The following is a 25,617-nucleotide window of genomic DNA, read 5'->3' on the forward strand; positions in this document are numbered from 1 at the left end:
CTATTTAATTCACTACATTTCCTATTCCGGCCACTTCAACTCTAGCGATATTGCTAATCTTCAGCACTTTCATCTTGGATTCTTTCGCACCCTCAATGCCAAATTCTTCCAGCGCAAGGTGGATCTGCTCCACCTTTTGTCCAAATAATTTTTCAATTTGCGATATCTGATCATTGGTTAGCTTGAGAGTTAGAGTTTTAGAAACGTCAGACATGGGACACATCTCCAGAGAGTGGATTGCCTTGCCGAACTCAGTTGTGAAAAGTTGAACGTTAACTGCAATTCTTCTTCGGGTCAACAGTGCCCAATGCCGAAGCGGCGACTTCGCTTCTCGAAGCGGAGTGCACAGATACCTAGTCGTTCGGTGCCGTGGCCGCCTATCCGGCATATTGCTCGGACGTGAGCATGGCGTTCCACTCGTCCTCACTGAGGCGAACGGAAACCTCTCTTACATTACGGCCTCGCTCATTGTTGCGACCTCTGCTTGAATTCCCGCCATTTCGGTAGCAGCGGTCGAGTATTCCAGCCATCTTTGGCAACGTTCCCGAACCCGTGGTTCAAGACGAGAAAACAACCCGAGGACTGGTCGGCATCCTGATTGGCATGACCCATATAGCCGACGGTGCCGGACGCCTCCCCTCCTTAAGAAGTCGCTATTTCTGCTGGCCGCCCCGGCCGCATGGGTGCTGTGGCGGGCGTTGATTCATTATCCCGGCCCCAGCCTGTTCCGCTGAACTCGGCTGGCTTTGGTACGCCGCATGTTCGGGGTAGACACCTTTCTCTGGCCAGCATTGCACCTCGCCCTATACGTGGCTAGCCTCAAGTGACTTCCTCGTCGTGAGCGAGATTGCCACTCGCCATTACCTGACCATCGGATTCGGGGCCTTGCTGGAGCTTGCGCTTCTCGCCGCCAGCTCCACCGACCAAATTGTGGCGCGTCTCGGACCTTGGTGGAAGAGCATTCACCGGCTCGTTTACGCCATCGCGGCTCTCGCCCTCCTGCATTTCTTCATACAAGCCAAGATCGATAGGAGCGAGGTGGCCTTGATGACCAGCGTCTTTGTCACGCTTCTACCGGATATTCCTTCCTCGACTGGTGGTGCTGGCATCAGCTACCATTGGCGGCGTCGTTGCGACGGCACTGGTGGAGTCGGCATGGTATGGTCTAGCCACGGGCATCACCCCTGGCGCGTGATTGACGCCAACCCTACATCCCGGATTTGTACTGCGTTCGGCCAAACTTGTCCTTGTGGGAGCACTGCTCATCGGATTGATGTGCGAAGTTCGTCACCATCTCATGACGAGCGCTGGCGTTCGAACTCGCGGTCAGGTACTCGCAGCATAACGCGCGGCACTAGGTGTGAATGCCGTGCGTGAAGTAAGCGCAGTCGGTTTTTGGGATTGGAGTCGATGACGGAACGCTGGTCGCCCATAGATCGTAGGTCGCACTTAACCATCCATGCCTTTGTACTGAGTTGGTGGCCACTTTGAAGCTGACTTGCCAGCTCAATCTTATTGCTGCATGTTTCTTGTCACTAGGGCTGCTCTAAAGTTAACGCTTCAATACTCTTCGAGTAGGCCTCCGCTGCAAGAACTCTCTCAGGCCAGCGCGTAGACCGATCATAGCGTTCCACGAGATTTCCTCGGCTGTGAGCAATCATCCTCTCGCAGAGATCAAGGTCGAAGCCAAGTTCAGCGAGGGACGATCTAAACGTCCGCCTCAAGTCATACAGCGTCCAATCCGTCGTCCCGCTCTCCTTCTGCAGCTTTCTGAGCAGCTGACCGAACCCGGACATCACCGTCCAAGTTTTTGACTTTGATCTGACAGGAAAGACGAGGTTCGACCCAGGTACCCGTGGCATCATCTCGAGTTGCTGCATGAGCAGTGTCGGGATGGGCACCGCGTGAGCGCGCCCCGATTTCATCCGCTCAGGAGGCAGGGTGATCGCGCCCTTGCACAGGTCCACCCAACGCCAGTCCAGTGCTGCGGTTTCTGCATTTCTCAAACCGGTCAACAGCATGACCCTGACAAGCCCATTGAAGGGAGTCGGAGTGGCTGTCGCGATCCAGATGGCCTTAATCTCCTCCATCTTGAGGGACCTGCCGGATCGGGTCAGTGCGACACTCTTTGAGCGCCGAGGCTTCTTCCAACCTGCCAGGACGTTGTGCTGAGCAAGCCCCTGATTCACGGCGAAGTTGAGCAAGGGCGTAAGTCGCTGACGAAACGATTGCTGAGCACCCGCCGTTTTAATGGCGTCGATGGCGGCAACGAATTCTTGGCGTGTTATCTTTGAGATGTCCCGTCTGAGGCACTTTTCAAGTCCTCTCCTAAGAACAGAGATGCTGTTGGTTCTATGCCGCGGTGACACGCGGCGGTTCTGGAAGTCTCGGTCGTAGGCATCGATAACGTTATCAACCCGCCGTTCGGAAACCCCCGCTTCCGCTCGCCTGGCAGCTCTTGGATCGCCCCCTTTTGCGACATCGCCCATCGTAGTTCGGGCGGCTCGCCGGGCATCGTCGAGGCTGATGGAAGCCACGCTATCGATGGTCAATCGAACTGACTTCGAGTGACGGCCGGATCCCTGGCGGTACTGCACCACATAAGCTTTTGCACCCGTGGGCTTGATGCGAACACCGAAGCCCATTACCATCGTGTCCCATATGAACAGGTCGCCTTTCGTGGGCCGTAGCTTTTCGATGACCTCGCGTGTGAGTTTCGTGCGCATGGTTCTCCCCCTGAAGTGACATGCAGCGTGTTTTCCAGGTAAGCACCGGGTAAGCACGCCACGTAGCACATCGAAGGAATAGGAGGAAGAAGCGGGGTCCACGATATAGGGTTTTCAAGGCTTTATAGCAGTTGGTGGTAATCGTTGGTACAAGACAATGAAGCTTCCCAAGCTGCATGTCGTGAGTTCGATTCTCATCGCCCGCTCCAACATGCTATCAGAGTCTGGATCTTCCGGCTGCGTGCGTGGCGTGCCACCACCTGCTCCCATACCGTGCGGCGGTGGCGGGTTTGACTCTTCTCAACGCGACATATGCAAAATGATTGATTAGTTTTGCATCAGTGTTATCGTCCCGCGCAATTCCCCTCGCATGCCGCTGTTGCACGAGCATAAGCAACTGGGCGCGGGTTCAAGTTGACGACCGATCGACACTGCGGCCTCACTCCGGGCAATCCGATCCGGAGACGGCACTCTGCTATGAATTCTGGATGGGGGACCCGCTCGATGCGGCAGACGCGGCGTGAATTCCTGTCGACCACAGTGGCGGGCATAAGCTTCAGCCTTTCCAGTTTTGGCGCAGTTCTTCCGGCATTGTCCGATCCCACCGGCTTCGACGCGCGCGAAGCGCTCAATGGCATCGCCGCCGATGGCGCTGTTCTGGGCCGCGTGGACGGCATCGCAAAGGTCACGGGCGCCAAGCTCTACGCCTCAGATTTTCGCGCCGCCGACATGCCAGGCTGGCCGCCCAACACCTCTCACGCGCTGCTGGTGAGAACGCCTTCCGCGAGCCGCATATATGAAGGAATTGCGTTCGACCAGCTCGACGCTGCGGAGAAGCCCGCCGTCATCGTCACCGCGGAGGACATCGCCAAGGCCCAAATCCGCACGCCGCCCTTCTATGAGGGGGACCTCTTCTGCCCGGCGGGAACGACACCCCTCTATCTTGGCCAGCCCGTTGCGCTGCTGCTGTTCGAGACATTCGATTCCTACGACCGCGCCCGCCTCGCCTTCCGGGACCGGAGCCTCTTGCTGTTCGGCGCGGAGACCGGGCCGCTCCAGAAACCAAATTACGCGCAGCTGCGATTTACCCGCGTTGCGGGTGAAGCTGGCGGGCGTGACATTTATTCGCCGCTGCAGGAAGGCTGGATCAGCCCCAGCACCGAGGACAGCAGCGGCCGCCCGATCTGGGAGCCCAAAGCCGGCACCGATGACGGAGATTATTCCAAGGGTGCGAAGCTGGGCCAGGAGATCCGCACGGCGCTCGCCGCACCGGAGCCTCAGTGGCTGGTGCTCGACCGCAGCTTCCAGACGCAATCCGTTGACCCGATGTTCCTTGAGCCCGAGAGCGGGCTTGCCTGGTATGAGCCCGGCACCAAGGTGCTTGATATCCTGACCGGCGTGCAATCGCCCTATGAAGCGGCGGGGGCCATTGCCTTCCTGCTGGGGAAGGCCACGCCCGCGTTCAAGCCGCAACGGGTTGAGACCCGCTTCGCCTATGTGGGCGGCGGCTTCGGTGGCCGTGACCACACGCCCTTTCCGCTTTACGTGGCCCTGGCGGCGATGTTCCTGCCGGGCCGGCCGGTGCGGCTCGCCCATGACCGGTTCCAGCAGTTTCAGGGCGGCATCAAGCGCCATGCCTTCCAGATGCGGTCCCAGATCGCGCTGGACCGGACGAGCGGCAAGATCCTGGCTTTCGCGGGCGACCATGTTCTCGATGGCGGCGGATTGGCCAATTATTCAGGAAGCGTTGCTGTGGTGGGCGCCACGGCGGCCATCGGCATCTATGACATTCCGAAGGTGGACGTGACGACGGTGGCCGTGCATACGCGCGGCGTGCCGGCAGGCTCGATGCGGGGCTATGGCACACTGCAGACCATGACGGCGCTCGAAACCCTCATCGATGAGGCGGCGGGCGCGCTGAAGATGGACCCGATTGGGCTGCGGCGGAGCAACCTGCTGAAGACGGGCCAGCGCAGCATGACCGGCAATCCCTGGACTGTTTCGGTGCGCACGGCGGAAATCCTGGACAGGCTGGAAGCCAACCCGATCTGGCGGGACCGCGGCACGCACAAGCCGCCCGCACCCGGCGTCTTGGTCGGAACAGGCGTTGCCTGCTGCACCAAGGATTATGGCACCGGGGCCGATTGCTCACTGGGCCGGGTGGAGCTTGCCCCGGATGGTGCCGTGACCATTCACGCGGACGCCGTGGAAATGGGCAATGGCATCGGCACTGCCCTGGCGCGGCGCGTCGGCACCATACTGGGCCGCCCTGCCGCCACCGTATCCGTTGCGCGGATCGACAGCTTCGAAGAGCTTGGCCTCGTCACCTCCGGTGACCCCTATGCGATGACGCAGGCAGAGCAGGACGCCGCTGCGAAGAACCCCCGCTGGGTGCCGGAAATCAGCTCGGCCACCACCGCATCGATGGGCGCGCATGTGGGAACCCAGGCCGCAGCACAAGCGGCGCGGATCATCTTTCGATTCGGACTGTGGCCCGCTGCCCTCGCACTCTGGGGCATTCCGCAGGGCGATCCGCGCGCCTTCCTGTTCGAAGAGGCGTTCTGGCAGGGCGAGGAGCTGATCCTTTCAGGCCTTCCGCCGCTTGCCCAGACCGATGTTGCCGCCAAGGCCCATGAAATGGGCGGCGTAACGGGGGCAATCGCCCATGCCTTCTCCCGCTGGGCCTGGGCGCAGGCGGCCTTCCCGCTGGGCGGACTCAATTGGGCGGCAGATATCGATGCGCTTTCGGTGAGACGGGGCAAGGGTGCCTTCGAGCTTCTGGACCGGAGTTTCGTGTTCTTTCCGCCCACGGATTACAATCGCATCGGAACGTCCTTCACCTCTTCCTGTGGCACAGTCGTGCGGGTGGAGATTGACCGCAGCTCGGGCGCCGTCAGGATCGCGCAGGCGTACAGCGTGTTCGAGTGCGGCGAAGTTCTCGTGCCGGAGCTGGTCGAGGGGCAGGCCCAGGGCGGGTTTGCGATGGGCGTCGGTTACGCGCTGCTCGAAGACCTGCCACCCTTCGAGGAGGGACCTGGCAATGGACAATGGAACCTCGGAGATTATCTGGTGGCCCGTGCGTCTGACTTGCCCATCGGGCGGCTGCAGATCGAGGTTCTGCCGCCGGTCTCGCCCAAGGAGCCGCCAAAGGGCATGGCGGAAGTGGTGATGATCCCCATCGTTCCCGCACTGCTCAACGCAATATTCGACGCCACGGGTCATCGCTTCCGGTCCTTGCCGGTCACACCCGGCATGTTGAAGGAGGTGATGGCATGACCGCCATATCGCTGACGATCAATGGCCTGGCGCATGGGCCCCTCGAGGTGCGTGACGATCTTTCGATGAATGATTTCCTGCGCGAAATGCTGGGGATGACCGGCACAAAATTCGGCTGCGGTGCGGCCCAGTGCCTGAGCTGTGTGGTCATCGTGGACAGTCCGGATGGAACCAGCACCACCACTCCTACCTGCATTGCGCCCGCCACGAATTTCAACGGCTTGCGCATCCGCACGGTGGAGGGCCACGCCAGCCAGGGACAGCTCACGGTGCTGCAAAGGGCGTTCATCAAGCATTTCGCCTTCCAGTGCGGATATTGCACAGCAGGCTTTCTGAATGAGGCCCAGGTGCTTCTCGAGCGGCTTGAAGCTGAACCCATCGCGCGGGAGACGCTCGAGCAGACCATCCTCGAGGCTCTCGACGGTCACCTCTGCCGCTGCACCGGCTATGTCCGCTATCATGAGGCCGTCCGCGACGTGGTGCTCGCCGATGCCGGCCGCTATCTCCGTTGAAGGGGCCTTTGATGCGTGTCCGCCGTGCAAGTCCGTTCTTCGTTCTGATGCTGATGGGCTGGGCTGCCGCAGCTTTGATCCTGCCCGCCGGGCCGTCCGCTGGCGGATCTCCTTCAGATCTGGCACCGCCTGAAAGTTTTGCTGCCATCACGGACACCCGGACACGATCTCTGGCGCTGTTCGGCGAGATCGGCAAGGTGCTGACCAGTCCGCGCTGCATGAACTGCCATTCGGCGAATGACCGCCCGCGCCAGGGTGACACTGGAAGGCCGCACCAGCCGCCGGTGTTCCGCGGGGCAGACGGCATGGGGCTGCCCGCCCTGCGCTGCACGGCCTGCCACCACGCAACCAATTTCGATGCCGCCCGCATGCCCGGCCATGACCCGTGGTTCATGGCCCCGCGGGAAATGGTGTGGGAGGGCAAGACGCTTTCCGAAATCTGCGTGCAGATGAGTGATCCCGCGCGCAATGGCGGAAAATCGCTTGCCGACCTGGTGGTTCACATCGGGGACGACTCGCTCGTGGGCTGGGGCTGGCACCCCGGCGCGGGCCGCACGCCCGCACCCGGAACGCAGAAGGGCGCCAAGGCGCTCGTTCAGGCCTGGGTCGACACTGGTGCCGCCTGCCCATGAAGTACTCCCGAGGGGAAGTAAATTCCTGAACGCCATTCAACAGATCAGATGAAAAGGAAGAAACACGTGAAACATGGGCTCTTTGGACTTGCACTGGCGGCCACGATCGCCGCGGCCCCCGCTGCTTCGGCATCCGACCTGGCCAAATATCTGGAACCGATTTCGGGCCAGACACCAGCACCCACCCCGGAGGCGCTGGCGACGCGCAATGTCCTGCAGCTCAACACCAGCATGTTTACGCTCTATGAGAGTGCCGGCGTTGCCTTCCGCACCAACATACTTGCCAAGCACCCCGTGATTCTGGCGCTGTTCTCAGGCTCCGGCGGGCGCATGATTCTCTACAAGCCGGGCCAGCCGCCGGTCGAGGCGCCATCGGTTCCGAAGGTCTACCAGGTGATGAAGTCGCTCGGCCACAGCACAATGGCCATTTCCGAGGTGGTTCTGCCGTATACGGACAATCCGGACAACAAGAGCTGGGTTGCGCCGATGCGGTCCTATCTGACGGAAATGAAGAGCGCGCTGGACGGGATCGGCGTTGCCGAAATGCCGGATGACTGGCGCGCCAACTCCCGCACCATTCTGGAAAACAACGTGAGCTTCATGGAAGACAGCCTTGCCCAGGGCGTCATCACCACTGCTTCGGTGGAGGCCTTCGCCAAGAAGCAGGCGCCCTTCCTGCGCCATGCCATTGCCTGGGCAGCTGAAACCCAGGTGGCACACTGGATGAAGGTGCTCGACGGCTGGAAAACAGACCTTGGCGGCAGCTTCGACCAGGCCTATGCGGCCAGCAACACCATCTATGTGGCGCGGCAGAACAATGTGCTGTTCAGCGTGCTGGCGCAGTATTTCGGCCCGGACGCCATCAACGACCGCCTGATGCTGATCGAGACCATCTCCTTCACAACCACGCCGGAAGACATGCTCACCTCGCTGGTGCGCATCATCTCAGACCGCTCGGTGGGTGGCCTGTTCTTCAACAACTACCATGTGATGGATTATGAGCTGATGGGAACGGACTCCCGCAAGGCGATCATCACGGAAATGAAATCGCGCGGCATGGAAGCCTTCCTGCCGCCTTCCGTTCCCTTCGGATCTCATCAATGGCCCGCACTTGTTTCAGGCGGAACGGGCGCTGCGACCCTCGATGAACTCCACTGACGGCGTGCGTCAGCTCTTGGCGATCAGCTGCAGAGCCGCGGCGGCCGTCGCATCGAGCCAGATGATCTCATCCACCAGGGCATCGAAGTCGATCAAGGAACTTACCAGCACGTAGGCCATGTCCGTCGCCGGATTATAAGCGAGGTCGGTCAGATAGCCCTCGGTGCCGCCATTGTGGCCAAAGCCGAGATCGAAACTGCCCGACACCTTATGGGAGATGCCCAGCCCATATTGCGAATCCGGCACGACATCGCACATGCGCGCGACCTGTGCCGGAGAGATGCCGGCCTCGCCCCGCACCAGACGCCTGATCCAGCGCGTAAGGTCCGCTGGCGTGGTGAAGACATTGCCGGAGCCCGGATCGTAAGAATAATTATAGTCGTCATGCGGCGTGACCTTGCCATCCTGCAGCGAGAAGCCGGATATGGCGGGTGGGGGCAGCGTTGTTTCATGGCCATCAACCACGAAGTGCGTGTTCTTCAGGCCATTGGGTGCGAGCAGCTCACGGCTGTTGAACTGGTCAAGCCTGGTTCCCGACACCCGCTCCACGATCTTGCCGAGGATGGTGAAGTGGCTGTCTGAATAGTGGTAGCTCTCCCCCGGCTTGCTGTTCGAAGCCTGGGTGGCGGCGAGCACGCCGATCAGCTCATCTTCGGTGAAGCTGTGGTTCGGATCCTGCTTCAGCTGCCATTCGAGATAGCTCTTGCCGGAATAGGGCAGCGGAAGCCCCTCAGGCACGGGCTGGTTGGCGATGTCAAAGACACCGGCGCGGTGGCTGAGGAGCTGGCGGATGGTGATCTGGCCCTTGTAGGGAATCGCAAAGCCCGACGTATCCGGCAGGTAGGGTTCGGTCTTGCCCGGCATGGGGGCGGTCAACACATCGTCGATCTTGAGACGTCCCTGCTGATCGAGCAGCATGATGGCTGCGGCGGTGAAGGTCTTCGTGGTGCTGGCGCCGCGGAAGTGGCTTTGCGCGGTAATGCCATCCAGCGTGGTGGCGAAGAATTCGCCCTTGGGCGTGAGGGCATAGAAGGTCAGGCCCCCTGCCTTTCCGCCATAGCGCTGCTGCCAGCGCGCAGCGAGCAGAGACGAGAGCCCATCCGCTTCACCGGCGAGGACCGGGCGCACCATGGATGCTCCGGCAGCAATGAGGAGAAGCTTGCGGCGTGTGAGTGAAGCGTGGCGCACAGTATCTGCCTCCGTTGAAATTTGCGGGTACCACACCTTCCGGATGAGCTGGCACAGTAACCCCCATGTGACCTTGTCAGCTAGACAGACTGGAGGGCAGCAATGGATTGGTCTTCACTGTCATCGATCCGGATGAGATTGGTGAAACCTGACTCGTTCAGGATCTTTGCCACGAGGCCGCTGGCCTGGCACAGCCGCATTTCGCCGTTTTCGGATTTGATTAATTTTGCAGCAATGAGGAGGCTTCTGATTCCGGCGCTGCTGACGTAATTTACGTCACTCAGGTTGACGATCAGCTTGGTCGCACCTGTCGTCACGATCTGATTGAGCTGATCCATCACCTGACCGGACACCGAACTGTCCAGCCGGCCCGCCATATCAACCACGGTGATTCCGTTTGCCTGACGCTGACGTATTTCCATCCCCGCTCTCCTAGCTCGCTGCTCACGGCTGGTGAGTGTGGTCGAGGACAGGTTTCAGCGCAAGGCCACACTCAGAACCGGGCAAAGTTACAGTTCTCAAGCACGCTGACATGCGGGAACAGATTGAAGTGCTGGAACACCATGCCACGCCGCGCCGGACGTTGTGGACGACGCAGTTCATCTCGAAGGCGTTGAACCGGATCTCACGCCCCACCGCCGGTCTCCAGCCCGGTTGGCCAGCGCCTCAAATGGCGCCATGACGCGGGGGTTTCACGCCGTTGAGAAAATAATCTCCGATGGCGTTGTATTTCCAGCGAACGGGATCGTGAACCGAATGGGTGCGGGCGTTGCGCCAGAACCGGTCCAGATTGTGCTGGACCAGCGTGCCGCGGGAACCTGCAAATTCAATGAGCTTGCTGGTGACATGAAGGGCCGTTTCCGTGGACAAGGCCTTGGCCTCCGCGACGGCGATGGAGGCTGCGGCGACCGTATCCTCACTGGGGGCGCTGACCGCTGCCTCAACAACGCGGCCGGCGCGGGCGAGCACCGCGTCCGATGCCGCAACGCGCACTTCAAGATCGCCGATGCCGGCAACCGTATAGGGATCATTCGCCGCGCGTTCGACACCACTGTATTTCCAGGCCCTTGAAGATGTGCCCACGAAACTCTTGGCCTGAGCCAGGGCCCGGCGGGCAAGACCTGCCTGAATGCCTGCATGCATGATCTGCGCCAGAGGACCCATGGGGCCCGGCGTTTCAAACAGCGCGCCGAAATTGAAAACGGCGGATGGGTCCACCTGCACATTGGTGAAGACGGTGCTGCCGGAGCCAGTAACGCGCTGGCCGAGGCCCGTCCAGTCATCAGTGATCACCAGGCCCGGGGTTCCGGTGGGAACGAAAGCCAAGAGGCTCCGCCCCGTCTCATCATTGCCGACGACCGCAATCCAGTTGGCGAAGATGACGCCCGTCGAGTAGAATTTATGGCCATTCACCACATAATGATCTCCGGCCCTGGTGATTGTGGTCTCGTGATCATGGGCGGATTTCGAATTCCTCTCGGACAGGGCGTTGCCGACGCGCTCACCCTGCAGGATGCGCGGGAAGAAGAACGCCTTCTGCGCATCGCTCCCCTGCTCCCTTATGGCTTCGATCATGAAGAAGTGGTTCTGCGGGATCTGACCCACAGATCCATCCGCGGCGGAAATCAATGCGAAGACTTCCGCCAGCGTGCCCGCCTTCACATCCGCTCCGCCATAGGCGCGGGGCACCGTGATGCCCAGAAGGCCAGAGCGGGAGAGGGCATCCATCTGCGCAAAGGGCAAAATCCGGTTCCTGTCACGCTCGGAATCGCCTTGGCCAAATTCCGCAGCCAGCCGCTGCGCCGTGGCAATTGCCTCTTCGTCGCTTGAAATCACATGCGTGACGGCGGCCTGTGGCTTGAGGCTGTGAATGGTCATGGCGTGTCTTACCCTCAGTTCCAGGGGTGGCGGGGTGGTGTCACCCCGTTCAATGCATAATTGCCGATGTGGAAATACTTCCAGCGGACGGGGTCATGCAGCGTGTGGGTGCGGGCATTGCGCCAGTGGCGGTCCAGATTGTATTTGCCCAGGGTGGAGCGCGTTCCGCCCAGTTCATGCAGCTTGTTGGTGACGGCGATGGCAGCTTCCGTGGTCAACACCTTGGCATGGGCCACGGCAATGGAGGTACGGGAGACATCCTCATCCGCCGGGTTTGCGACAATCCTGTCCACGGCGTCTGCAGCGATCTCCAGCAGTGCCTCCGCGGCGTGCAGCTTGATCACAAGATCGCCGATCTGCGCAATGGTGAACAGGTCCTCGGAGGCGCGCTCCTTGCCGCTGTCCAGCCAGGGGCGCGCAGAATTGCGAATGAAGGCGATCGTATCATCAAGGGCACCCTTGGCAATTCCCGCATCAACCGCGGCCTGGATGATCTGCGAGACCGATCCGTTGGATGAGGGCTGCTCCACACCCAGCTGTGCGGGTATAACGCCTTCGGGCTCCACCACCACATTCTCGATCCGCACATTGCCGCTGGCGGTGGTCTTCTGGCCGAATGACGACCAACTATCGATGATGGTAAGGCCCGGCGACTCGCGCGGGACGATGGCGAGATAGACGCGCCCGTCCTCACCCACGGCGCCAATGTGAATGAAGTGGGCGAAGAGCGCACCCGTTGCATAGAATTTCTCCCCGTTCACCACGAAGCGTCCGCCGTCGCGCGTCAGCTTCGTTTCGAAGGCGCCGACATGCTTGCTGTTGGCTTCCGAAAATGCATTGCCGAGGCGGTAGCCCTGCAGCACGCGGCCGTACCAGAGCTTCTTCTGTTCCTCGCTCGCCGAAAAGCGGATCACATCCAGCGCCGCGAGATGGTTCTGCGGGATCTGGCCCAGGTTCGGATCTGCGGCGGAGATGATCCTTATGACTTCCGTGACCGTCCGGTAGGAGGCGTCGATGCCGCCATATGCCTTCGGAACGGTGATGGCCCACAGCCCGCTGCCCGAAAAGGCATCGATCTCGGCGACGGGCAACTGCCTATCTCGATCCCGCTCAGCAGCGCCCTTGGCGAATTCAGCGGCGAGAATATGGGCGGTTTCGATCGCCTCTGCCTCCGACGTCAGGACGCGCGCTTGCGGGTGGCGATTGAAATCAGGCGCGGCCTGCGCCGGTGCTGCCGTGCTTATGTGTGTGGTCATGTCCGATATCTCCGGGCGCTATGGGTGAATGCCGTAGGCGCCGTTGCGGTAGACGAGCTGTGCGGCACTTGCATCCGCCAGGCGGACCTGCCGGACTTCGCCAAGGAAGAGGCCGTGGCTGTAGCGGTTGATCACGTCCGTGACCTCGCAATCGACGGAGGCGAGCGCGCCATCGAGGGCGAGAGCACCGGTCGCCAGGGCGGACCATGTGCTGCCTTGATAGCGCTCGCGCCCCTTGATGCCGCCGAAGCCACTGAAACGCTCCGCCACATCGCGCTGCTCGGCGGACAGAATGTTCACGCAGAAATGCCGGTGCTTGCTGATGGCCGCATAGCCTGAGGAGTTGCGGTTCACGCTGATGATCATCACCGGCGGATCCATGGACAACGAATGGGCCGTGGTGACGGTGAGGCCCGTCACATCCTCTCCAATGCCGGCGGTGATCACCGATACGCCACCTGTGAGAAAGCGCATCGCACCTTTGAGGCCGGTGACCAAAGGCGGCACGGCCGGCTTGGCGGGATAGTCATTCATAGGTAACGTTCCTGTTCCTGCACTCGACGTCATTAGTGAACCTTACCTCCCCGGATCCTGGACCGGTCGTCAGTTTTTCTCAGGTGAGAACTGAGACTCTTTGAATTCTCCTTAGCTTTCACCGGGGAGCCACATGTAGGGAGGCTCGGTGCGGTTCACCGCGAAATCGCCAATCACACGGGCCTTGTAGACGGCCGGATTGTGCGAGGAGATGGTGCGGGCATTGCGCCAATGCCGGTCGAGCGCATCCTTGCGGCTGGTTGCGGAGGCGGCCAGCGCGTCGAAGAGATCCGTGGTTGCGCGCAGCACCAGCGGAAGGAGCGACACCTGGCCTTCGGCTGCCTCTATCTCCGCCGCGAGATTGGCCTGGCGGAGCACCTCACCATCGGTTCCTTGCGCGGCTTCATAGGCCCGCTGTAGCGCCTGGGCGACACGCTGTGTGATGGCCCCGGCCGCATAGGCCGCGGCATGAACCTGGCCGATTGTTTGAAGGAGCTGCGCGTCCTGCCGGGGGATCCGATTCGTCGCGTGGGTGAAGGTGCGGGTGCGCCGCGCGAGGCGCTCCGAGACATCCACCGCCGCAGCGCGCGCGATGCCGGTGAGGGTTGCGAGATGGACCGTCTGGTAGAAGGCGGCCTGGTACTGGAACCTGCCCTCCGCCGGCTGCACCGCATCTGCCGGCAATCTCACATTCTCATAGATCGATGTTCCGCTTCCCGTCAGCCTCTGTCCGAAGCCGTCCCAATCATCTTCCTGGGTGAGCCCCGCGGCAGAGGTGGGAACCGCCGCGATGACGACCTTCTGATCGGGGCCGGTGCCCACCAGCTCGATCCAGTCCGCGAAAAGCGAGCCGGTGCTGTAGTATTTGCGGCCATTGGCAAGCCAGCCGTCGCCATCCGGCACGATGGAGGTGGCGAAGATGCCGGCCTTGGTGCCACGCTCCGTGAAGGCCCCGCCAAGTAGATCACCCTTGGCGATACGTGGGTTCCACAGCGCACGCCGGGCGGGATCGGGAGAGCCAACAAGATCCTCCACGAAGCCAAAATGCGCGCGCAGGATTTGCGCAAGGTTCGAATCCGCCGCTGCCAGTTCCGCCAGCAGTTCAAAGAACTCCTCCAGCGTGGCACCGTAGCCGCCATCCTGCTCGGGCAGGCGGAGGGCGCCGAAGCGCAGCTCCTTCAGCCAGCCAATCTGTTCAAAGGGAAGCGTGCGTGTAACCTCACGCTCCACCGCACCTTCCGCAATGCGCGAGAAGGAGGGGCGAAACCGGGCAGCGAGTGAGGCGAAGCGCCGCGTGGGGCCGGTACCCCACTGGACGGAAATGGGGTTGATCGGAAAATCAGACATATGTGCGTGCCCTAATGTGTGACGATGCCTTCAGCGCCGGCGGACGAACCGAGATAGATGTCCTTGATCTCATCTCTTTCCGCGAGAACGGCCGCGGGACCGGAGGCGACGACGCGGCCATTCTCCAGAACATAGGCGTCATCGGCGCATTGCAGGGCCAGGTTGGCGTTCTGCTCCGCCAACAGAAAGCTGACGCCTGTTTCCTTGTTGAGCTTCCTTATGATGTCGAAGATCTCCTCCACCAGGATCGGCGCCAGCCCCATTGACGGCTCGTCCAGCAGCACGAGTGTTGGTCTGGTCATCAGCGCGCGGCCGATTGCGACCATTTGCTGTTCTCCACCGGAGGTGAGGCCCGCGCGCGAACTGCGCCTGACCTTGAGACGGGGAAACCAGCTGTAAATCTTCTCGAGTTCAGCGGCGATTTCAGTGCGGGAGAGGCCGCGCACATAGCCGCCCGTTATCAGATTCTGCTCCACGGTGAGTTGCGGGAAGACGTGGCGGCCCTCCAGAACCTGCACCAGCCCATCCGCCGCGAGTCCGGCCGGATCGCGCCCGAGGATGCTGGAGTCCCGCCAGAGGATGCTGCCCTTGCTGACCCGCCCGCGTTCCGTGCGGATGAGATTCGAAATGGCCTTGAGCGTGGTCGATTTGCCCGCACCATTTGCACCCAGCAGTGCTACGATCTGCCCCTCCTCCACACGCAAGGAGACCCCACGCAGTGCGAGGATGACATCAGAGTAAACCGCTTCGATATTGTCGACGACGAGAAATGAGGCTTGCGGCATTCCAGTTTTCTTTCGGTAAGCTATTCTGCTGCGACGTGCTGTGGTGGCCGCACCGCGTTCGAGCCTTGCAGAAGCGGGATCACCTCGCGCCCGAAAGCCGGCAATTCATCCGTGAAGTGCAGGAAGGCGGTGAGGATGAGATCGACACCCACAGCTTCATATTCGCGAATGCGCTCCGCGATCAGTTCCGGGGGTCCAAACAGCCGCGTCTTGAAGCCATCATTGGGCTGCACGAGATTGGCATTGTCGGAATCGACCCACATGCCGATCTTGTCCTTGGTGGACTGGCCCGCCTCCCTCACCTGGTCTCCGAAAGCCTTGACGATGGCCGGGTCCGCGTGGGCGATGATCTGTTCGAGCTGCTCGAGCGCCTCGCGTTCGGTGTTGCGCTGGATGACGAAGCCATTAAGGCCGAATTTCACCGTGCGGCCGGCCTTGGCTGCAAGCGCACGGACTTCTTCAATCTGCTGCTTGACGCCTTCGACGGTGTTGCCATTCAGGAAATACCAGTCCGAATAAAGCGCTGCCATGCGGCGCGCAGCCTTGGAATTGCCGCCCTGGAAGATTTCCGGATGCGGCTTCGAGACCGGCAGCGGCTTCAGCCAGCCATCATTGATGCGATAGAAATCACCGGCGAAGCGGTAGGGGTTCTGGGTCCAGAGGCCCTTCAGCACCTGGATGAATTCCTCAGACCGCCGGTAGCGCTCATCATGATCAAGCCAGGGTTCACCGAAGATGCGGAACTCATCCCTGAACCAGCCGGACAGGATATTGATGGCGAAACGACCGTTGGAATAGACGTCGATGGTGGAGCCCATTTTGGCGATCATGGCCGGATGCCAGAATCCGGTGTGAACGGCGGCGATGAGCTTCAGCTTTTCCGTCTTGCCTGCGAGCACTGCCGTGCAGGTGATGGCTTCCTGCTGCAGTTCCCAGCCATGGCTGGCAATGAAGCGTGCGGGCGACAGGCCATATTCGAAGCCGAGCTGCTCCGCCTCGCGTGCAAGCTTGGCATTGTAATCCAGTGTCCAGTCCGTCCGCTGCGGCAGATCGCTGATGACGAAACCTCCGCTTCCAAGAGGCATCCAATATCCGAACCGCATGGCGGCACATCCTTCTCTTACTGGTACAGGCACGTGCAAGGCCGGCCGCCCGAAGGCAGCCGGCCCATTCGTGTCAGTTGGTCACGTCCTCTCGCGGGGTGATGCCCTTTTCCTTGGCGTAGGCTGCCGCACGCTCATAGATGAGCGGCAGAAGGATCTCGCGGTCGGATCTGACCCAGCCATTGCTGACGACGTTGAACTTCTCGCCATCCCACTGGATGATCTTGCCCGCACCACCGCCTTCATGGTCCTTGATGGAGAGTTCGAGCGGCTGCACCAGGCCATCGGCACCGATCTCCTTGAGGCGGGCCTCATCCAGCTTCAGGTGCTCGAGGCCCCACTGCGCCTCTTCGCCGGTGATCGGGCGGTTGCCGAACTTGGCCTGGGCCGTGCGGATGGCTTCAACCGCGATGATCGCTTCGATTACGCCCGAGTTGTAGTAGACGGAACCAAAACTCTTTGGGTCCTGCAGGTCGCTCTTGCCCTTGTCGACGATGTTCTCCTTGATCCGCTTCAGGATCTCGAAGTCAGCGCCGGCGGGGAAGGGTGTGACTGCCTTGTAGCCCTTGCCGACGGCGCCAGCGGGACGCACGTCCTCCTCGGAGCCGGACCAGATGCCGCCGATGATATGGTCAACCGGGAAGCCGGTCTTGGCGGCCGTCTTGATGGCAACCGGCGTCATCACCCCCCAGCCGCGCAGGAAGACGTAATCAGGCTTCAACTGGCGGATCTTCGCCCACTGGGCCGATTGATCATTGCCGGGATGCGGAACGGGAATCTGAATGTTCTCGAAGCCATATTCCTTCGAGAGATAATCCAGGATGAACTGGGTTTCCTTGCCGTAGGGGCTGTCATGATAGACCGTGGCGATCTTGACGCCCTTCAGCTTGTCCTTTCCGCCCTGAAGTTCCGCGATGTAATTCACCACCGATGACGCCTCTGACCAGAAGGTGAAGAGCGTCGGGAAGGAATAGGGGAAGACGCGGCCGTCAAGAGACTCCGTTCGGCCATAGGCAATGGTCATGATCGGAATCTTGTCCGCCACGGATTTCTCCGTAAGTGCCTTCGAGATCGGATCGCCATGCGGCAGGAAGATGGGAACGGGAGAGCCATCCTTGCCGGCCTTCACACGTTCGTAGCATTCAACGCCCTTCTCGACTTCCCATTCGGTCTCGCATTCATCCCAGAACAGCTTGACGCCGTTGATGCCGCCTTCGATATCATTGATGTAACGGAAATAGTCGATCTCGCCGTTCCACACGGGAATTCCAGACGAGGCGTAGGCGCCCACGCGGAAGGTGGCGAGCGGGAAATATTGTTCCTTTGGACCATCCGCCCAGGATGGCGCAGGCAGCGATGCCCCCGCGAGGAGCGCCACGGCAAATGCCACGGCTGCTTTCAGTGATGCCTTCTTCATGCTGTCGTTCTCCTTGTTGCGTTTCATGATTGACGTGCCTCCACCCTGCATCACGGCTTTAGCGGCCAGCTATGCAGGCGATTTTTGAATGTCGTGAAGAGAGCCAGCAGGCCCCGCGGTTCCTTGATCAGGAAGTAGACAATGAGCAGCCCGAACAGGATCTTCTGGATGTTCTCAAGCTGGCCGGCATCGATTAGGCCTGCAAAGAAGGTGCCCGAGATGTTGCTGAGCAGAATTGGAAACAGGATGACGAAGGCCGAGCCGATGAAGGCGCCACCGATGGAACCCATTCCGCCGATGATGATGATGAAGAGAACGGTGAAGGAGCGATCGAGATCGAAGGAGCGGGAATCGACGGTGCCGAGATAGGCAAAGGCCCAGAGCGCACCCGATATTCCGATGATGAAGGAAGAGATCGCAAAGGCCCAGAGCTTGTTGGCAGCAACAGGAATTCCGGCGACGGCGGCCGCTGTTTCCATGTCGCGGATCGCCATCCAGTTCCGGCCGGTCTGGCTCTTCATCAGTTTCCAGGATGCGGCCGTCAGCAGAAGTACGGTGACGACAGTCAGGTAGTAGCGGCCTTGCGGCGACGACAGATCGAGCCCGAGGAATTGCAGCTTCGGCGCGGAGATGGCGCCCGAGGTGGTGTTGTTCGAGAACCAGCCGTATTGGTTGAAGATCCAGGGGATGAGAAACTGCGCCGCGAGGGTTGAGGCCGTCAGATAGAAGCCGCGGATCCGCAGGCTCGGAAGACCGAAGATCACGCCCGTGGCACCGGCGATGATGCCGCCCAGAAGCAGGCTTGCGGGAAGGGAAAGCTCCGGAAGGCGGAGCAGCAGATTGTAGGTGGCGTAGGCGCCCACCGCCATGAAGGCGCCCGTGCCAAGCGAGGCCTGCCCCGCATAGCCGGTGAGCAGGTTGAGGCCCAGGCCCGCCAGCGACATGATCAGGAACGGAATCAGGATCGCGTTATACCAGTAGTCATCCACCACGAGCCCTGCTCCCAAAAGGAGCAATGCGAAAGCAGCTGCAACAAGCAGTGTGCCGGGAAGCGGCCGCCGGAGGCTTATGCCCTGCAGCGGAGGCGTTGCGGCGGCGGTGATTGCAAGTGACATGGTTCAGACCCTTTCGATCTTGGCTTCGCCGAAGAGACCGGACGGGCGCACCAGCAGAAAGACGAGTGCGACGACATAGGCAAACCAGGTTGAGACCGAGCCCCCCAGAATGTCGCCCAGATAGATCTCGGCGAGACTTTCGGAGGCACCGATGATGAGCCCGCCTGCGATGGCGCCGCCAATGGAGGTGAAGCCGCCGATGATGAGAACGGGAAGTGCCTTGAGGACGACGAGCGTGAGCGAGAACTGCACGCCCTGGCGCGCGCCCCACAGAAGGCCTGCCACCAGCGCCACGAAGCCCGCAACGCCCCAGACCACCCGCCACAGCACGGGCAGCCTGATGCCGATCGATTGTGCTGCCTGCGCATCATCTGCGATGGCGCGGAGCGAAATGCCGGTGCGCGTGAAGTTGAAGAAGAGCGACAGGATGATGACGAGCGTGCCCGCCGTTGCGGCGGCGACGAGATCGAACTGGCTGACCATGACGGAGCCGAATTCGATGGGCAGATCATCAATACCGAGATTGAGTTCGTGAACGCTGGCGCCCATCAGGAGCTGCGCAAGGCCTTCGATGACGAAGGAGAGTCCGAGTGTTGCCATGAAGAGGGTCAGGTCGGACTGGCCGACCAGGGGCCGCAGCACCAGGCGCTCGATTGCGATCGCGCCGGCCACGACGATGACGAGGGTGATGAGAAACGCCGTGAAGAAGTTCCACCCGGCATCGCGCAGCGTCACGAAGGTGAGCGCGGCGAAGAGGACCATGGCGCCCTGCGCGAAGTTGAAGACGCCCGACGCCTTGTAGATCAGCACGAATCCGATGGCGACGAGCGAATACATGACGCCTGCCAGCAGTCCGCCGATGAGTGTTTCAATAAAAAATGACATGGGCGCCTCAGTGCCTGGTGCCGAGATAGGCGGAGATTACCTCGGGGTTCCGGCGAACTTCTGCGGGTGGTCCGTCTCCGATCTTGCGGCCGTAGTCGAGCACGACCACGTGATGCGACAGCCCCATCACCACGCCGATATCATGCTCTATGAGGATCACGGTCGTGTTCAGCTCATGATTGATGTCCAGGACGAAGCGGGAGATCTCACGCTTCTCATCATGGTTCATGCCTGCCATAGGCTCGTCCAAGAGCAGAAGCCGGGGCCGGGACACGAGGGCGCGAGCTAGCTCCACCCGCTTCTGGAGGCCATAGGGCAGACGGCCCACCACCGTATCGCGATAGGCTTCGATTTCGAGGAACGCGATCACGTCCTCGGCAAGGTCATGAAAGCGGTGTGCCTCAGGTCCTGCGCGGCCGACGCCCAGCGCATTCTCTATGATGCTGGAACGGCCGGAAATCGTGAGGCCGGCCAGAACATTGTCCAGCACGGTGAGGCGGCTGAACAGGGCGTTGTTCTGAAAGGTGCGCGCGATGCCACGCCGCGCGGCGTCATGCGGATTCCGGCGCCGCAGCCGCTCTCCGGCGAAGATGACGTCTCCTGTTTCTGCGCCATAAACGCCGCTGATCACGTTCAACATGGAGCTCTTGCCCGCGCCATTGGGCCCGATGAGCGCGCAGATCTCGCCATCCGCCACCGAGAAGGAAAGGCTGGTGAGCGCCTTGATGCCCTTGAACGATACTGACAGATCGCGCACTTCGAGGAGGGTCTCCGTCATCGCGCTCCCTCCGCCACGGGGTAGGAGGCGATGCGGGCGGACACAGTCCGATGACCGGCAACCGGGAGCAGCTCTTCACCGATGAAAGCATTCACCTGCAGGCCCAGAAGAAAGCCCGTAATGTTTTCCGAAATGGCCTGTCCGGGTGCGAGATGCAGATGCACCGCGGCGATGCGGCCCAGGCCGAGCTGGCGCCGTAATTTCCAGCGGATGAAGCGGCTCCAGGGAGCAGCGCCGGGAGAGAGCGCGTTATCCACCAGCTTGCGTGTGACGCGCCCTGCGTCTGGCAGGCGCTCTTGAAAGGACTTTGCCTGGCGCTCCAGCGCGCGGCTGGAGGCGAGCCAGACCGTGGGCTGAATCTCGGCCCTGTCACGCGCGGCTGCAATGTGGCTCTCGGGCAAGGCCACCGCAGTTCCCGGCTGAAGCCAGTGATCGAGCACGCTCTCCAGCGCGCCGGGCCAATCTGTCGTTTCCTCGAACCAGGCGAGGCCCGTGGGGAGACGGAGTGACCGGGTGACAGGCGCATCGCTCCAGCCATGGCGCGGTGCCAGCGCGAGCAATTCGGCGTAGGTGACGATCCCTTCACCGGGCGACCGGCTGTCAGGCGTGACATGATCGAAAACGATGGGGACGGGCCGGTGCCGGCCGGCAAATCTCTGCCATTCCGCCACTGTTTCCCGGCCATGGCCTATGACAAGCTGAACGGCGGGATTGGCGATGATGGCATCAAGTTCCTCTTGCGAGGCTGCCAGCGGCACCGCCACGAGGTGTGCACCCAGCGACTTTGCTGCGGCTGCAACGATGAGGAGGCGAGATGTCACCTCGCCATCGACAGCGACCAGTCCGCCGGGGGAAACGCCCAGCTTGGCGAGGCCCGCCGCAGCGCCATCAATCTCCTGCAGCAGCTGGCCCCAGGACAGGCTTTGCCACGCGCCGCGCGATTTGAAGACGAGAGCTGTACCACGCTCATTGGCCTTTGCCACGGCCAGGAGGCGCTCCAGATATTGCGGCTGTTCGAGAGGCCTGTTCATCGAGGCCTCACTCACCCGCCGCAGTGTGGAGGACGGGCGCTGCCGCACGCTGCGCTTCGTGCCGCTTCACGGCCTCAATGTCTCGGAAGCCAGCAGCAGGATGCGGGGCCCTCAGATATGGGCCATCGCCGAAGAGTTTTTCACGCAACGTTCCAGGCCTATAGGCCGTGGGATAGGCCCCGCGGCGCTGAAGCTCAGGGACCAGATAGCCCACCACATCCTCGAAGCTTTCCGGCGTGACGGCATAGGCCAGGTTGAAACCGTCCACGTCAGTTTCTTCCACCCATTCCTGAAGCGTGTCAGCAATCTGCGCGGGGGAGCCAACGAACACGGGGCCCAGGCCGCCGATGCCGCCGAACTCCGCAAGCTCCTTGATGGACCAGGACTTGTCGCCGCCGGCGAGATGTTCGACCATGGAAATGATGGCGTTGGTATCAACCTTGCGGACGAGATCCGTGGGCGCGTATTGCCCGAAATCGATGCCGCTCCAGCCTGACATGAAGACGAGCGAACCATCATAGGAGGCATATTGCTGATAGTCGGCGAATTTCGCCTTGGCCTTTGCTTCCGTCTCGTCGGTGATGACGGTGACGAGCGTATAGATCAGGATCTTGCGCGGATCGCGGCCGGCCCTTGCGGCGCGCTCCCGGATATCCTTCACATAGGCCTTGAGCACTGACTTCGTTGGCGCAGCGACGAAGACGCATTCAGCATGACGGGCGGCGAAGTCCTTTCCCGCGCCCGAGGCGCCCGCCTGGTACAGCACTGGCGTGCGCTGCGGTGAAGGCTCTGTCAGCTGATAGCCTGGCACATCGAAATACTTGCCCTTGTGGCCGATCTCGTGAACCTTTTCGGGGTGCGTGAAGATGCGCTTTTCGCGGTTCCGGACCACAGCGCCTTCTTCCCAGCTGCCTTCGAGTAGCTTGTAGAGGACTTCGACATATTCAGAAGCGACGTCATAGCGGTTGTCATGCCGGCGGAGACCGCCCTCGCCCACATTCTTGGCCCCGCTCTCGAGATAGGATGTGACGATATTCCAGCCGACACGCCCCTTGGTGTGATGGTCCGCGGTCGCAATCCGGCGGGCGAAGGTATAGGGATGCTCAAAGGATGTGGAGGCGGTGATGCCGATCCCCAGATGCTCCGTGGCAAGTGCGATCGGTGCTGCCAGCTGCAGCGGATCATTTACGGGGATCTGTGCGGCCTGCTCGATGGCATGGTAGTTGGAGCCCTTGTAGACGTCATAATAGCCGATCACATCGGCGATGAAGATGCCGTCGAAGATGCCTCTCTCCAGCGTACGGGCGAGATCCTGCCAGTAGTCGAGATCCTTGTATTTCCAGGACTGGTCACGCGGGTGCGCCCATACGCCGGGCGACTGGTGGCCGACGCAATTCATGTCAAAGGCATTGAAGTGGATTTGCCGCGTCAACGGAGCGCTCCTCGAAAACCAATCGTGATCTCCGCATGCAGCCACAGGGCAAGGCATGCTGAAGTGCGTTCACGATACTGAGGGGAGCGCCAGGCCGTTACTGAGTTAAACTAAGCCCTTGCTTTAGATTCTCTACTTCTTTTGTAGAGTATTTAGGCAGAACCTGCTGCGGGATGCTCGCCGTTCAGGCTGGCGATGCTGACGTCTCCGTCAAAAATGTAATGATTGACGCGCTTGGAGGGCAGATTCTTGCTTTCATTATATGCCGTGACTTCTCCGATGAGGGCCTTGGCCTGGAGTTCGGAAATGATCAGGTCACGCTCGGCATCCGTGTCGGAATCCGTTGCATGCGTAATCTGGAATGTGAGCCAGGTCAGAGAGATTCCGGTGTCGCGCGTCGCAGCGCCTATCCAGAGAACCGGCACATCATCCGGCGGGCGATCCGTGTTGAGCCAGAAACTGGCAGTTCCGAGCGTGCCCTCGAGCTTGTCCAGACTGAGACTCCAGAACCTGACGTGGTGGCGCTTGCGCGGGCTGTTGTCGATCGGCTTCTGAAATCCAACGTCCTGCCCCCGTCCGAAGAGATAGAGCGTGCTGAAGGGCGCGTTGGGATAGGGTTTGTTGAACAGAAACGCGCGAACCATGCGCCATGAGCTCCAGAAGCCCAGGCTGTCGGCCTCCGTCCAGCCGAGTGTAGTGAAGGCAGCGCGAAGCTGCGGGAGTGTGCCGATGAGCGCCAGATTGACCGGGTCACCCGCCAATCCATCTCCCGTGATTGTGTATTCGGGAACATGCTGGCGCTTGAGCACCTTGAGGCCGATGCGGATGACCCAGGGCAGGATCATGTAAGCGGCAATGCCATAGGTGACGGCAATCGCGATCACCCATGGCAGCCGGTGGTCCGTGAAGCGGAAGACCACAAAAACGATCAGCCAAACACTCAAGATGCCAAGGCACAGAATTACCGTGCGCTGCCACAGCCTTTTCAACAGTCTCATGGGTCCTTTGCCGCCATTCAATTCGAAGACTGGGGTAGGCGCCATCACCGCCGCCAATGTTCGGACGTAAACGTTAGTCCATGGCGAAACGCAGTGCCAGTATGGGTAGTGGGAAGTCCAAAAAATCCATTTTCTCTATTATTTTCAGATCGTTATGCGGCGGATTTGAAACCACCCAGCAGTCAAACTTCGCGTGTGCGCTGACTGGCTGGGACGCTTCGGCAATTTGACTTACACGAAAGCGCTGGGGCTCGATGAATGCCGTTGCTTGACCCTTGGCGATATTTTATGAACGCCTTGGCGGCGGGCAAATTTTTCAATCAGAGCTCGTCCAAGTTTGACCCCCAGGGAGGACCACCCATGATGAATCGCAGACACTTCACTGCCAGCGCCGCAGGCCTGGCAGCGATGCTTGCCGCTGGCATCGCCCCCGCGATGGCGGAAGGCAAGGGCCTGATCGGAATCTCGATGCCCACCAAGTCATCCACCCGCTGGATTTCGGACGGTGAGAGCATGGTGAAGGAATTCACCGCACTCGGCTATGAGACCGATCTGCAGTATGCCGAAGACGACATTCCGAACCAGCTCGCCCAGATCGAAAACATGGTGACCAAGGGCGCCAAGGTTCTGATCATTGCCGCGATCGATGGCACCACGCTCTCGGACATTCTGAAAAAGGCGCATGAAGGCAATGCCAAGGTGTTCGCCTATGACCGCCTGATCAGCAAAACGGGTGACGTCGACTATTACACAACCTTCGACAATTTCGGCGTGGGCGTTCTGCAGGCCTCTTCGCTGGTCGAAGGTCTCAAGGCGCGCTTCCCCGATGTGAAGCCGTGGAACGTAGAACTGTTTGGCGGCTCGCCGGACGACACCAACGCCTTCTATTTCTATGACGGCGCCATGTCCGTGCTGCAGCCGCTGATCGACTCCGGCGCCATCGCCGTGGTCTCCGGGCAGATGGGCATGGACAAGGTCGGAACACTCCGCTGGGACGGCGCTGTGGCACAGTCCCGCATGGATAACCTGCTTTCGGCCTTCTACACCGACAAGAAGGTGAACGGCGTTCTGGCGCCTTACGACGGCCTGTCGCGCGGCATCATCTCCTCGCTCAAGGGCGTTGGATATGGCACGCCCGACCAGCCGATGCCGATCGTCACCGGGCAGGACGCAGAGCTTGCGTCCGTCAAGGGCATGATCGCGGGCGAACAGTATTCGACTGTATTCAAGGATACGCGCGAACTGGCCAAGGTGACGGCGAAGATGGTCGACACCGTGCTGCAGGGCAAGGATCCGGAAATCAACGACACCAAGACCTACAACAATGGCGTCAAGATCGTCCCGTCCTACCTGTTGAAGCCCTATGCCGTTGGCAAGGACGACATCCAGAAGATGCTGGTCGACTCCGGTTACTATACCAAGGAGCAGATCGACAACTAAGGGCCCGATTGAGGCCTATCACAACAGGCTGTTCCCGGGGTGCATGCACCCCGGGAACATGACCCTGGCCGGATGGTCCGGCGGCTATATCCCGATTTCATTCGCGAGGACCGATGCAGCCCATTC

22 protein-coding genes and 1 pseudogene are annotated in these 25,617 nt (G+C 60.8%); 5 read left to right on the top strand and 18 right to left on the bottom strand.

Annotated elements, in window-relative coordinates; all coding sequences use genetic code 11:
• Positions 1-4 precede the first annotated feature (4 nt).
• Positions 5-214 carry a hypothetical protein gene (locus tag ACO06F_RS10195; RefSeq protein ID WP_421696569.1) on the bottom strand — a complete coding sequence of 70 codons (210 nt, stop codon included), beginning with the start codon at positions 212-214 and terminating at the stop codon, positions 5-7.
• Between the two features lie 1,321 nt (positions 215-1,535).
• Positions 1,536-2,726, bottom strand: coding sequence for a tyrosine-type recombinase/integrase (locus ACO06F_RS10200; protein ID WP_421696570.1), 1,191 nt, complete (start codon positions 2,724-2,726; stop codon positions 1,536-1,538).
• Between the two features lie 504 nt (positions 2,727-3,230).
• On the opposite strand from ACO06F_RS10200, the gene ACO06F_RS10205 reads away from it, so the two are divergent.
• The 4 genes from ACO06F_RS10205 (at position 3,231) to ACO06F_RS10220 (ending at position 8,304) form a co-directional block, all read left to right on the top strand.
• Complete coding sequence (locus ACO06F_RS10205; protein WP_421696571.1) at positions 3,231-6,002, top strand: xanthine dehydrogenase family protein molybdopterin-binding subunit; 2,772 nt, start codon at positions 3,231-3,233, stop codon at positions 6,000-6,002.
• On the top strand, positions 5,999-6,514 hold the full coding sequence (locus ACO06F_RS10210) for a (2Fe-2S)-binding protein (RefSeq protein ID WP_421696572.1): 516 nt from the start codon (positions 5,999-6,001) through the stop codon (positions 6,512-6,514). Before ACO06F_RS10205 ends, ACO06F_RS10210 begins: the two co-directional genes overlap by 4 nt.
• 11 nt (positions 6,515-6,525) lie before the next feature.
• Positions 6,526-7,146 carry an Isoquinoline 1-oxidoreductase subunit gene (locus tag ACO06F_RS10215; protein ID WP_421696573.1) on the top strand — a complete coding sequence of 207 codons (621 nt, stop codon included), beginning with the start codon at positions 6,526-6,528 and terminating at the stop codon, positions 7,144-7,146.
• Between the two features lie 66 nt (positions 7,147-7,212).
• Positions 7,213-8,304, top strand: coding sequence for a hypothetical protein (locus ACO06F_RS10220; protein ID WP_421696574.1), 1,092 nt, complete (start codon positions 7,213-7,215; stop codon positions 8,302-8,304).
• A gap of 9 nt (positions 8,305-8,313) precedes the next feature.
• On the opposite strand, the gene ACO06F_RS10225 is transcribed toward ACO06F_RS10220, so the two are convergent.
• The 16 genes and pseudogenes from ACO06F_RS10225 to ACO06F_RS10300 form a co-directional block, all read right to left on the bottom strand.
• On the bottom strand, positions 8,314-9,492 hold the full coding sequence (locus tag ACO06F_RS10225) for a serine hydrolase domain-containing protein (protein ID WP_421696575.1): 1,179 nt from the start codon (positions 9,490-9,492) through the stop codon (positions 8,314-8,316).
• 80 nt (positions 9,493-9,572) lie between these two features.
• A complete protein-coding gene (locus ACO06F_RS10230; RefSeq protein ID WP_421696576.1) occupies positions 9,573-9,914 on the bottom strand; it encodes an STAS domain-containing protein in 342 nt (113 codons plus the stop codon).
• An 80-nt stretch (positions 9,915-9,994) separates the two neighbouring features.
• Positions 9,995-10,105 (bottom strand): annotated as a pseudogene (gene glnQ / locus ACO06F_RS10235) (glutamine ABC transporter ATP-binding protein GlnQ); the annotation flags it as partial.
• Between the two features lie 53 nt (positions 10,106-10,158).
• Positions 10,159-11,370 (bottom strand): SfnB family sulfur acquisition oxidoreductase, encoded by a 1,212-nt coding sequence (locus ACO06F_RS10240; protein WP_421696577.1) that lies wholly within the window; start codon positions 11,368-11,370, stop codon positions 10,159-10,161.
• Between the two features lie 14 nt (positions 11,371-11,384).
• Positions 11,385-12,626 (bottom strand): SfnB family sulfur acquisition oxidoreductase, encoded by a 1,242-nt coding sequence (locus ACO06F_RS10245; RefSeq protein ID WP_421696578.1) that lies wholly within the window; start codon positions 12,624-12,626, stop codon positions 11,385-11,387.
• 18 nt (positions 12,627-12,644) lie between these two features.
• Positions 12,645-13,160: a flavin reductase family protein gene (locus ACO06F_RS10250; protein ID WP_421696579.1), complete on the bottom strand. Its 516-nt coding sequence runs from the start codon at positions 13,158-13,160 to the stop codon at positions 12,645-12,647.
• 111 nt (positions 13,161-13,271) lie between these two features.
• Positions 13,272-14,507: a monooxygenase gene (locus ACO06F_RS10255; protein ID WP_421696580.1), complete on the bottom strand. Its 1,236-nt coding sequence runs from the start codon at positions 14,505-14,507 to the stop codon at positions 13,272-13,274.
• 11 nt (positions 14,508-14,518) lie between these two features.
• Positions 14,519-15,292: an ABC transporter ATP-binding protein gene (locus ACO06F_RS10260; RefSeq protein WP_421696581.1), complete on the bottom strand. Its 774-nt coding sequence runs from the start codon at positions 15,290-15,292 to the stop codon at positions 14,519-14,521.
• A 20-nt stretch (positions 15,293-15,312) separates the two neighbouring features.
• Positions 15,313-16,395 carry a dimethylsulfone monooxygenase SfnG gene (gene sfnG / locus ACO06F_RS10265; RefSeq protein ID WP_421696582.1) on the bottom strand — a complete coding sequence of 361 codons (1,083 nt, stop codon included), beginning with the start codon at positions 16,393-16,395 and terminating at the stop codon, positions 15,313-15,315.
• 73 nt (positions 16,396-16,468) lie between these two features.
• Positions 16,469-17,839, bottom strand: coding sequence for an ABC transporter substrate-binding protein (locus ACO06F_RS10270; protein ID WP_421696583.1), 1,371 nt, complete (start codon positions 17,837-17,839; stop codon positions 16,469-16,471).
• A 23-nt stretch (positions 17,840-17,862) separates the two neighbouring features.
• A complete protein-coding gene (locus tag ACO06F_RS10275; RefSeq protein WP_421696584.1) occupies positions 17,863-18,927 on the bottom strand; it encodes a branched-chain amino acid ABC transporter permease in 1,065 nt (354 codons plus the stop codon).
• Positions 18,928-18,930: 3 nt separating this feature from the next.
• Positions 18,931-19,812, bottom strand: a complete 882-nt coding sequence (locus tag ACO06F_RS10280) for a branched-chain amino acid ABC transporter permease (RefSeq protein WP_421696585.1) — start codon at positions 19,810-19,812, stop codon at positions 18,931-18,933.
• A gap of 7 nt (positions 19,813-19,819) precedes the next feature.
• Complete coding sequence (locus ACO06F_RS10285) at positions 19,820-20,590, bottom strand: ABC transporter ATP-binding protein (RefSeq protein WP_421696586.1); 771 nt, start codon at positions 20,588-20,590, stop codon at positions 19,820-19,822.
• Positions 20,587-21,621 (bottom strand): AMP-binding protein, encoded by a 1,035-nt coding sequence (locus ACO06F_RS10290; RefSeq protein WP_421696587.1) that lies wholly within the window; start codon positions 21,619-21,621, stop codon positions 20,587-20,589. The genes ACO06F_RS10285 and ACO06F_RS10290 overlap by 4 nt, the downstream gene beginning before the upstream one ends.
• A gap of 7 nt (positions 21,622-21,628) precedes the next feature.
• Positions 21,629-23,053, bottom strand: coding sequence for an LLM class flavin-dependent oxidoreductase (locus ACO06F_RS10295; RefSeq protein WP_421696588.1), 1,425 nt, complete (start codon positions 23,051-23,053; stop codon positions 21,629-21,631).
• Positions 23,054-23,205: 152 nt separating this feature from the next.
• The gene (locus tag ACO06F_RS10300; protein WP_421692672.1) at positions 23,206-24,051 is read right to left on the bottom strand and encodes an LssY C-terminal domain-containing protein; all 846 of its coding nucleotides are present in this window, start codon (positions 24,049-24,051) and stop codon (positions 23,206-23,208) included.
• 363 nt (positions 24,052-24,414) lie between these two features.
• On the opposite strand from ACO06F_RS10300, the gene chvE reads away from it, so the two are divergent.
• On the top strand, positions 24,415-25,491 hold the full coding sequence (gene chvE / locus ACO06F_RS10305) for a multiple monosaccharide ABC transporter substrate-binding protein (protein ID WP_421696658.1): 1,077 nt from the start codon (positions 24,415-24,417) through the stop codon (positions 25,489-25,491).
• Positions 25,492-25,617 lie beyond the last annotated feature (126 nt).

It is taken from the genome of Aestuariivirga sp., from assembly GCF_965227715.1.
GTDB lineage: Bacteria > Pseudomonadota > Alphaproteobacteria > Rhizobiales > Aestuariivirgaceae > Aestuariivirga.

What these genes read in the sequence shown, in the direction of transcription:
- ACO06F_RS10205 (WP_421696571.1), top strand. Translation starts at nt 3,231, where the DNA reads ATGCGGCAGACGCGGCGTGAATTCCTGTCGACCACAGTGGCGGGCATA.
- chvE (WP_421696658.1), top strand. Translation starts at nt 24,415, where the DNA reads ATGAATCGCAGACACTTCACTGCCAGCGCCGCAGGCCTGGCAGCGATG.
- sfnG (WP_421696582.1), bottom strand. Translation starts at nt 16,395, where the DNA reads ATGCGGTTCGGATATTGGATGCCTCTTGGAAGCGGAGGTTTCGTCATC.
- ACO06F_RS10270 (WP_421696583.1), bottom strand. Translation starts at nt 17,839, where the DNA reads ATGAAACGCAACAAGGAGAACGACAGCATGAAGAAGGCATCACTGAAA.
- ACO06F_RS10250 (WP_421696579.1), bottom strand. Translation starts at nt 13,160, where the DNA reads ATGAATGACTATCCCGCCAAGCCGGCCGTGCCGCCTTTGGTCACCGGC.
- ACO06F_RS10260 (WP_421696581.1), bottom strand. Translation starts at nt 15,292, where the DNA reads ATGCCGCAAGCCTCATTTCTCGTCGTCGACAATATCGAAGCGGTTTAC.
- ACO06F_RS10280 (WP_421696585.1), bottom strand. Translation starts at nt 19,812, where the DNA reads ATGTCATTTTTTATTGAAACACTCATCGGCGGACTGCTGGCAGGCGTC.
- ACO06F_RS10200 (WP_421696570.1), bottom strand. Translation starts at nt 2,726, where the DNA reads ATGCGCACGAAACTCACACGCGAGGTCATCGAAAAGCTACGGCCCACG.
- ACO06F_RS10285 (WP_421696586.1), bottom strand. Translation starts at nt 20,590, where the DNA reads ATGACGGAGACCCTCCTCGAAGTGCGCGATCTGTCAGTATCGTTCAAG.
- ACO06F_RS10230 (WP_421696576.1), bottom strand. Translation starts at nt 9,914, where the DNA reads ATGGAAATACGTCAGCGTCAGGCAAACGGAATCACCGTGGTTGATATG.
- ACO06F_RS10275 (WP_421696584.1), bottom strand. Translation starts at nt 18,927, where the DNA reads ATGTCACTTGCAATCACCGCCGCCGCAACGCCTCCGCTGCAGGGCATA.
- ACO06F_RS10290 (WP_421696587.1), bottom strand. Translation starts at nt 21,621, where the DNA reads ATGAACAGGCCTCTCGAACAGCCGCAATATCTGGAGCGCCTCCTGGCC.
- ACO06F_RS10240 (WP_421696577.1), bottom strand. Translation starts at nt 11,370, where the DNA reads ATGACCATTCACAGCCTCAAGCCACAGGCCGCCGTCACGCATGTGATT.
- ACO06F_RS10195 (WP_421696569.1), bottom strand. Translation starts at nt 214, where the DNA reads ATGTCTGACGTTTCTAAAACTCTAACTCTCAAGCTAACCAATGATCAG.
- ACO06F_RS10300 (WP_421692672.1), bottom strand. Translation starts at nt 24,051, where the DNA reads ATGAGACTGTTGAAAAGGCTGTGGCAGCGCACGGTAATTCTGTGCCTT.
- ACO06F_RS10255 (WP_421696580.1), bottom strand. Translation starts at nt 14,507, where the DNA reads ATGTCTGATTTTCCGATCAACCCCATTTCCGTCCAGTGGGGTACCGGC.
- ACO06F_RS10210 (WP_421696572.1), top strand. Translation starts at nt 5,999, where the DNA reads ATGACCGCCATATCGCTGACGATCAATGGCCTGGCGCATGGGCCCCTC.
- ACO06F_RS10245 (WP_421696578.1), bottom strand. Translation starts at nt 12,626, where the DNA reads ATGACCACACACATAAGCACGGCAGCACCGGCGCAGGCCGCGCCTGAT.
- ACO06F_RS10215 (WP_421696573.1), top strand. Translation starts at nt 6,526, where the DNA reads ATGCGTGTCCGCCGTGCAAGTCCGTTCTTCGTTCTGATGCTGATGGGC.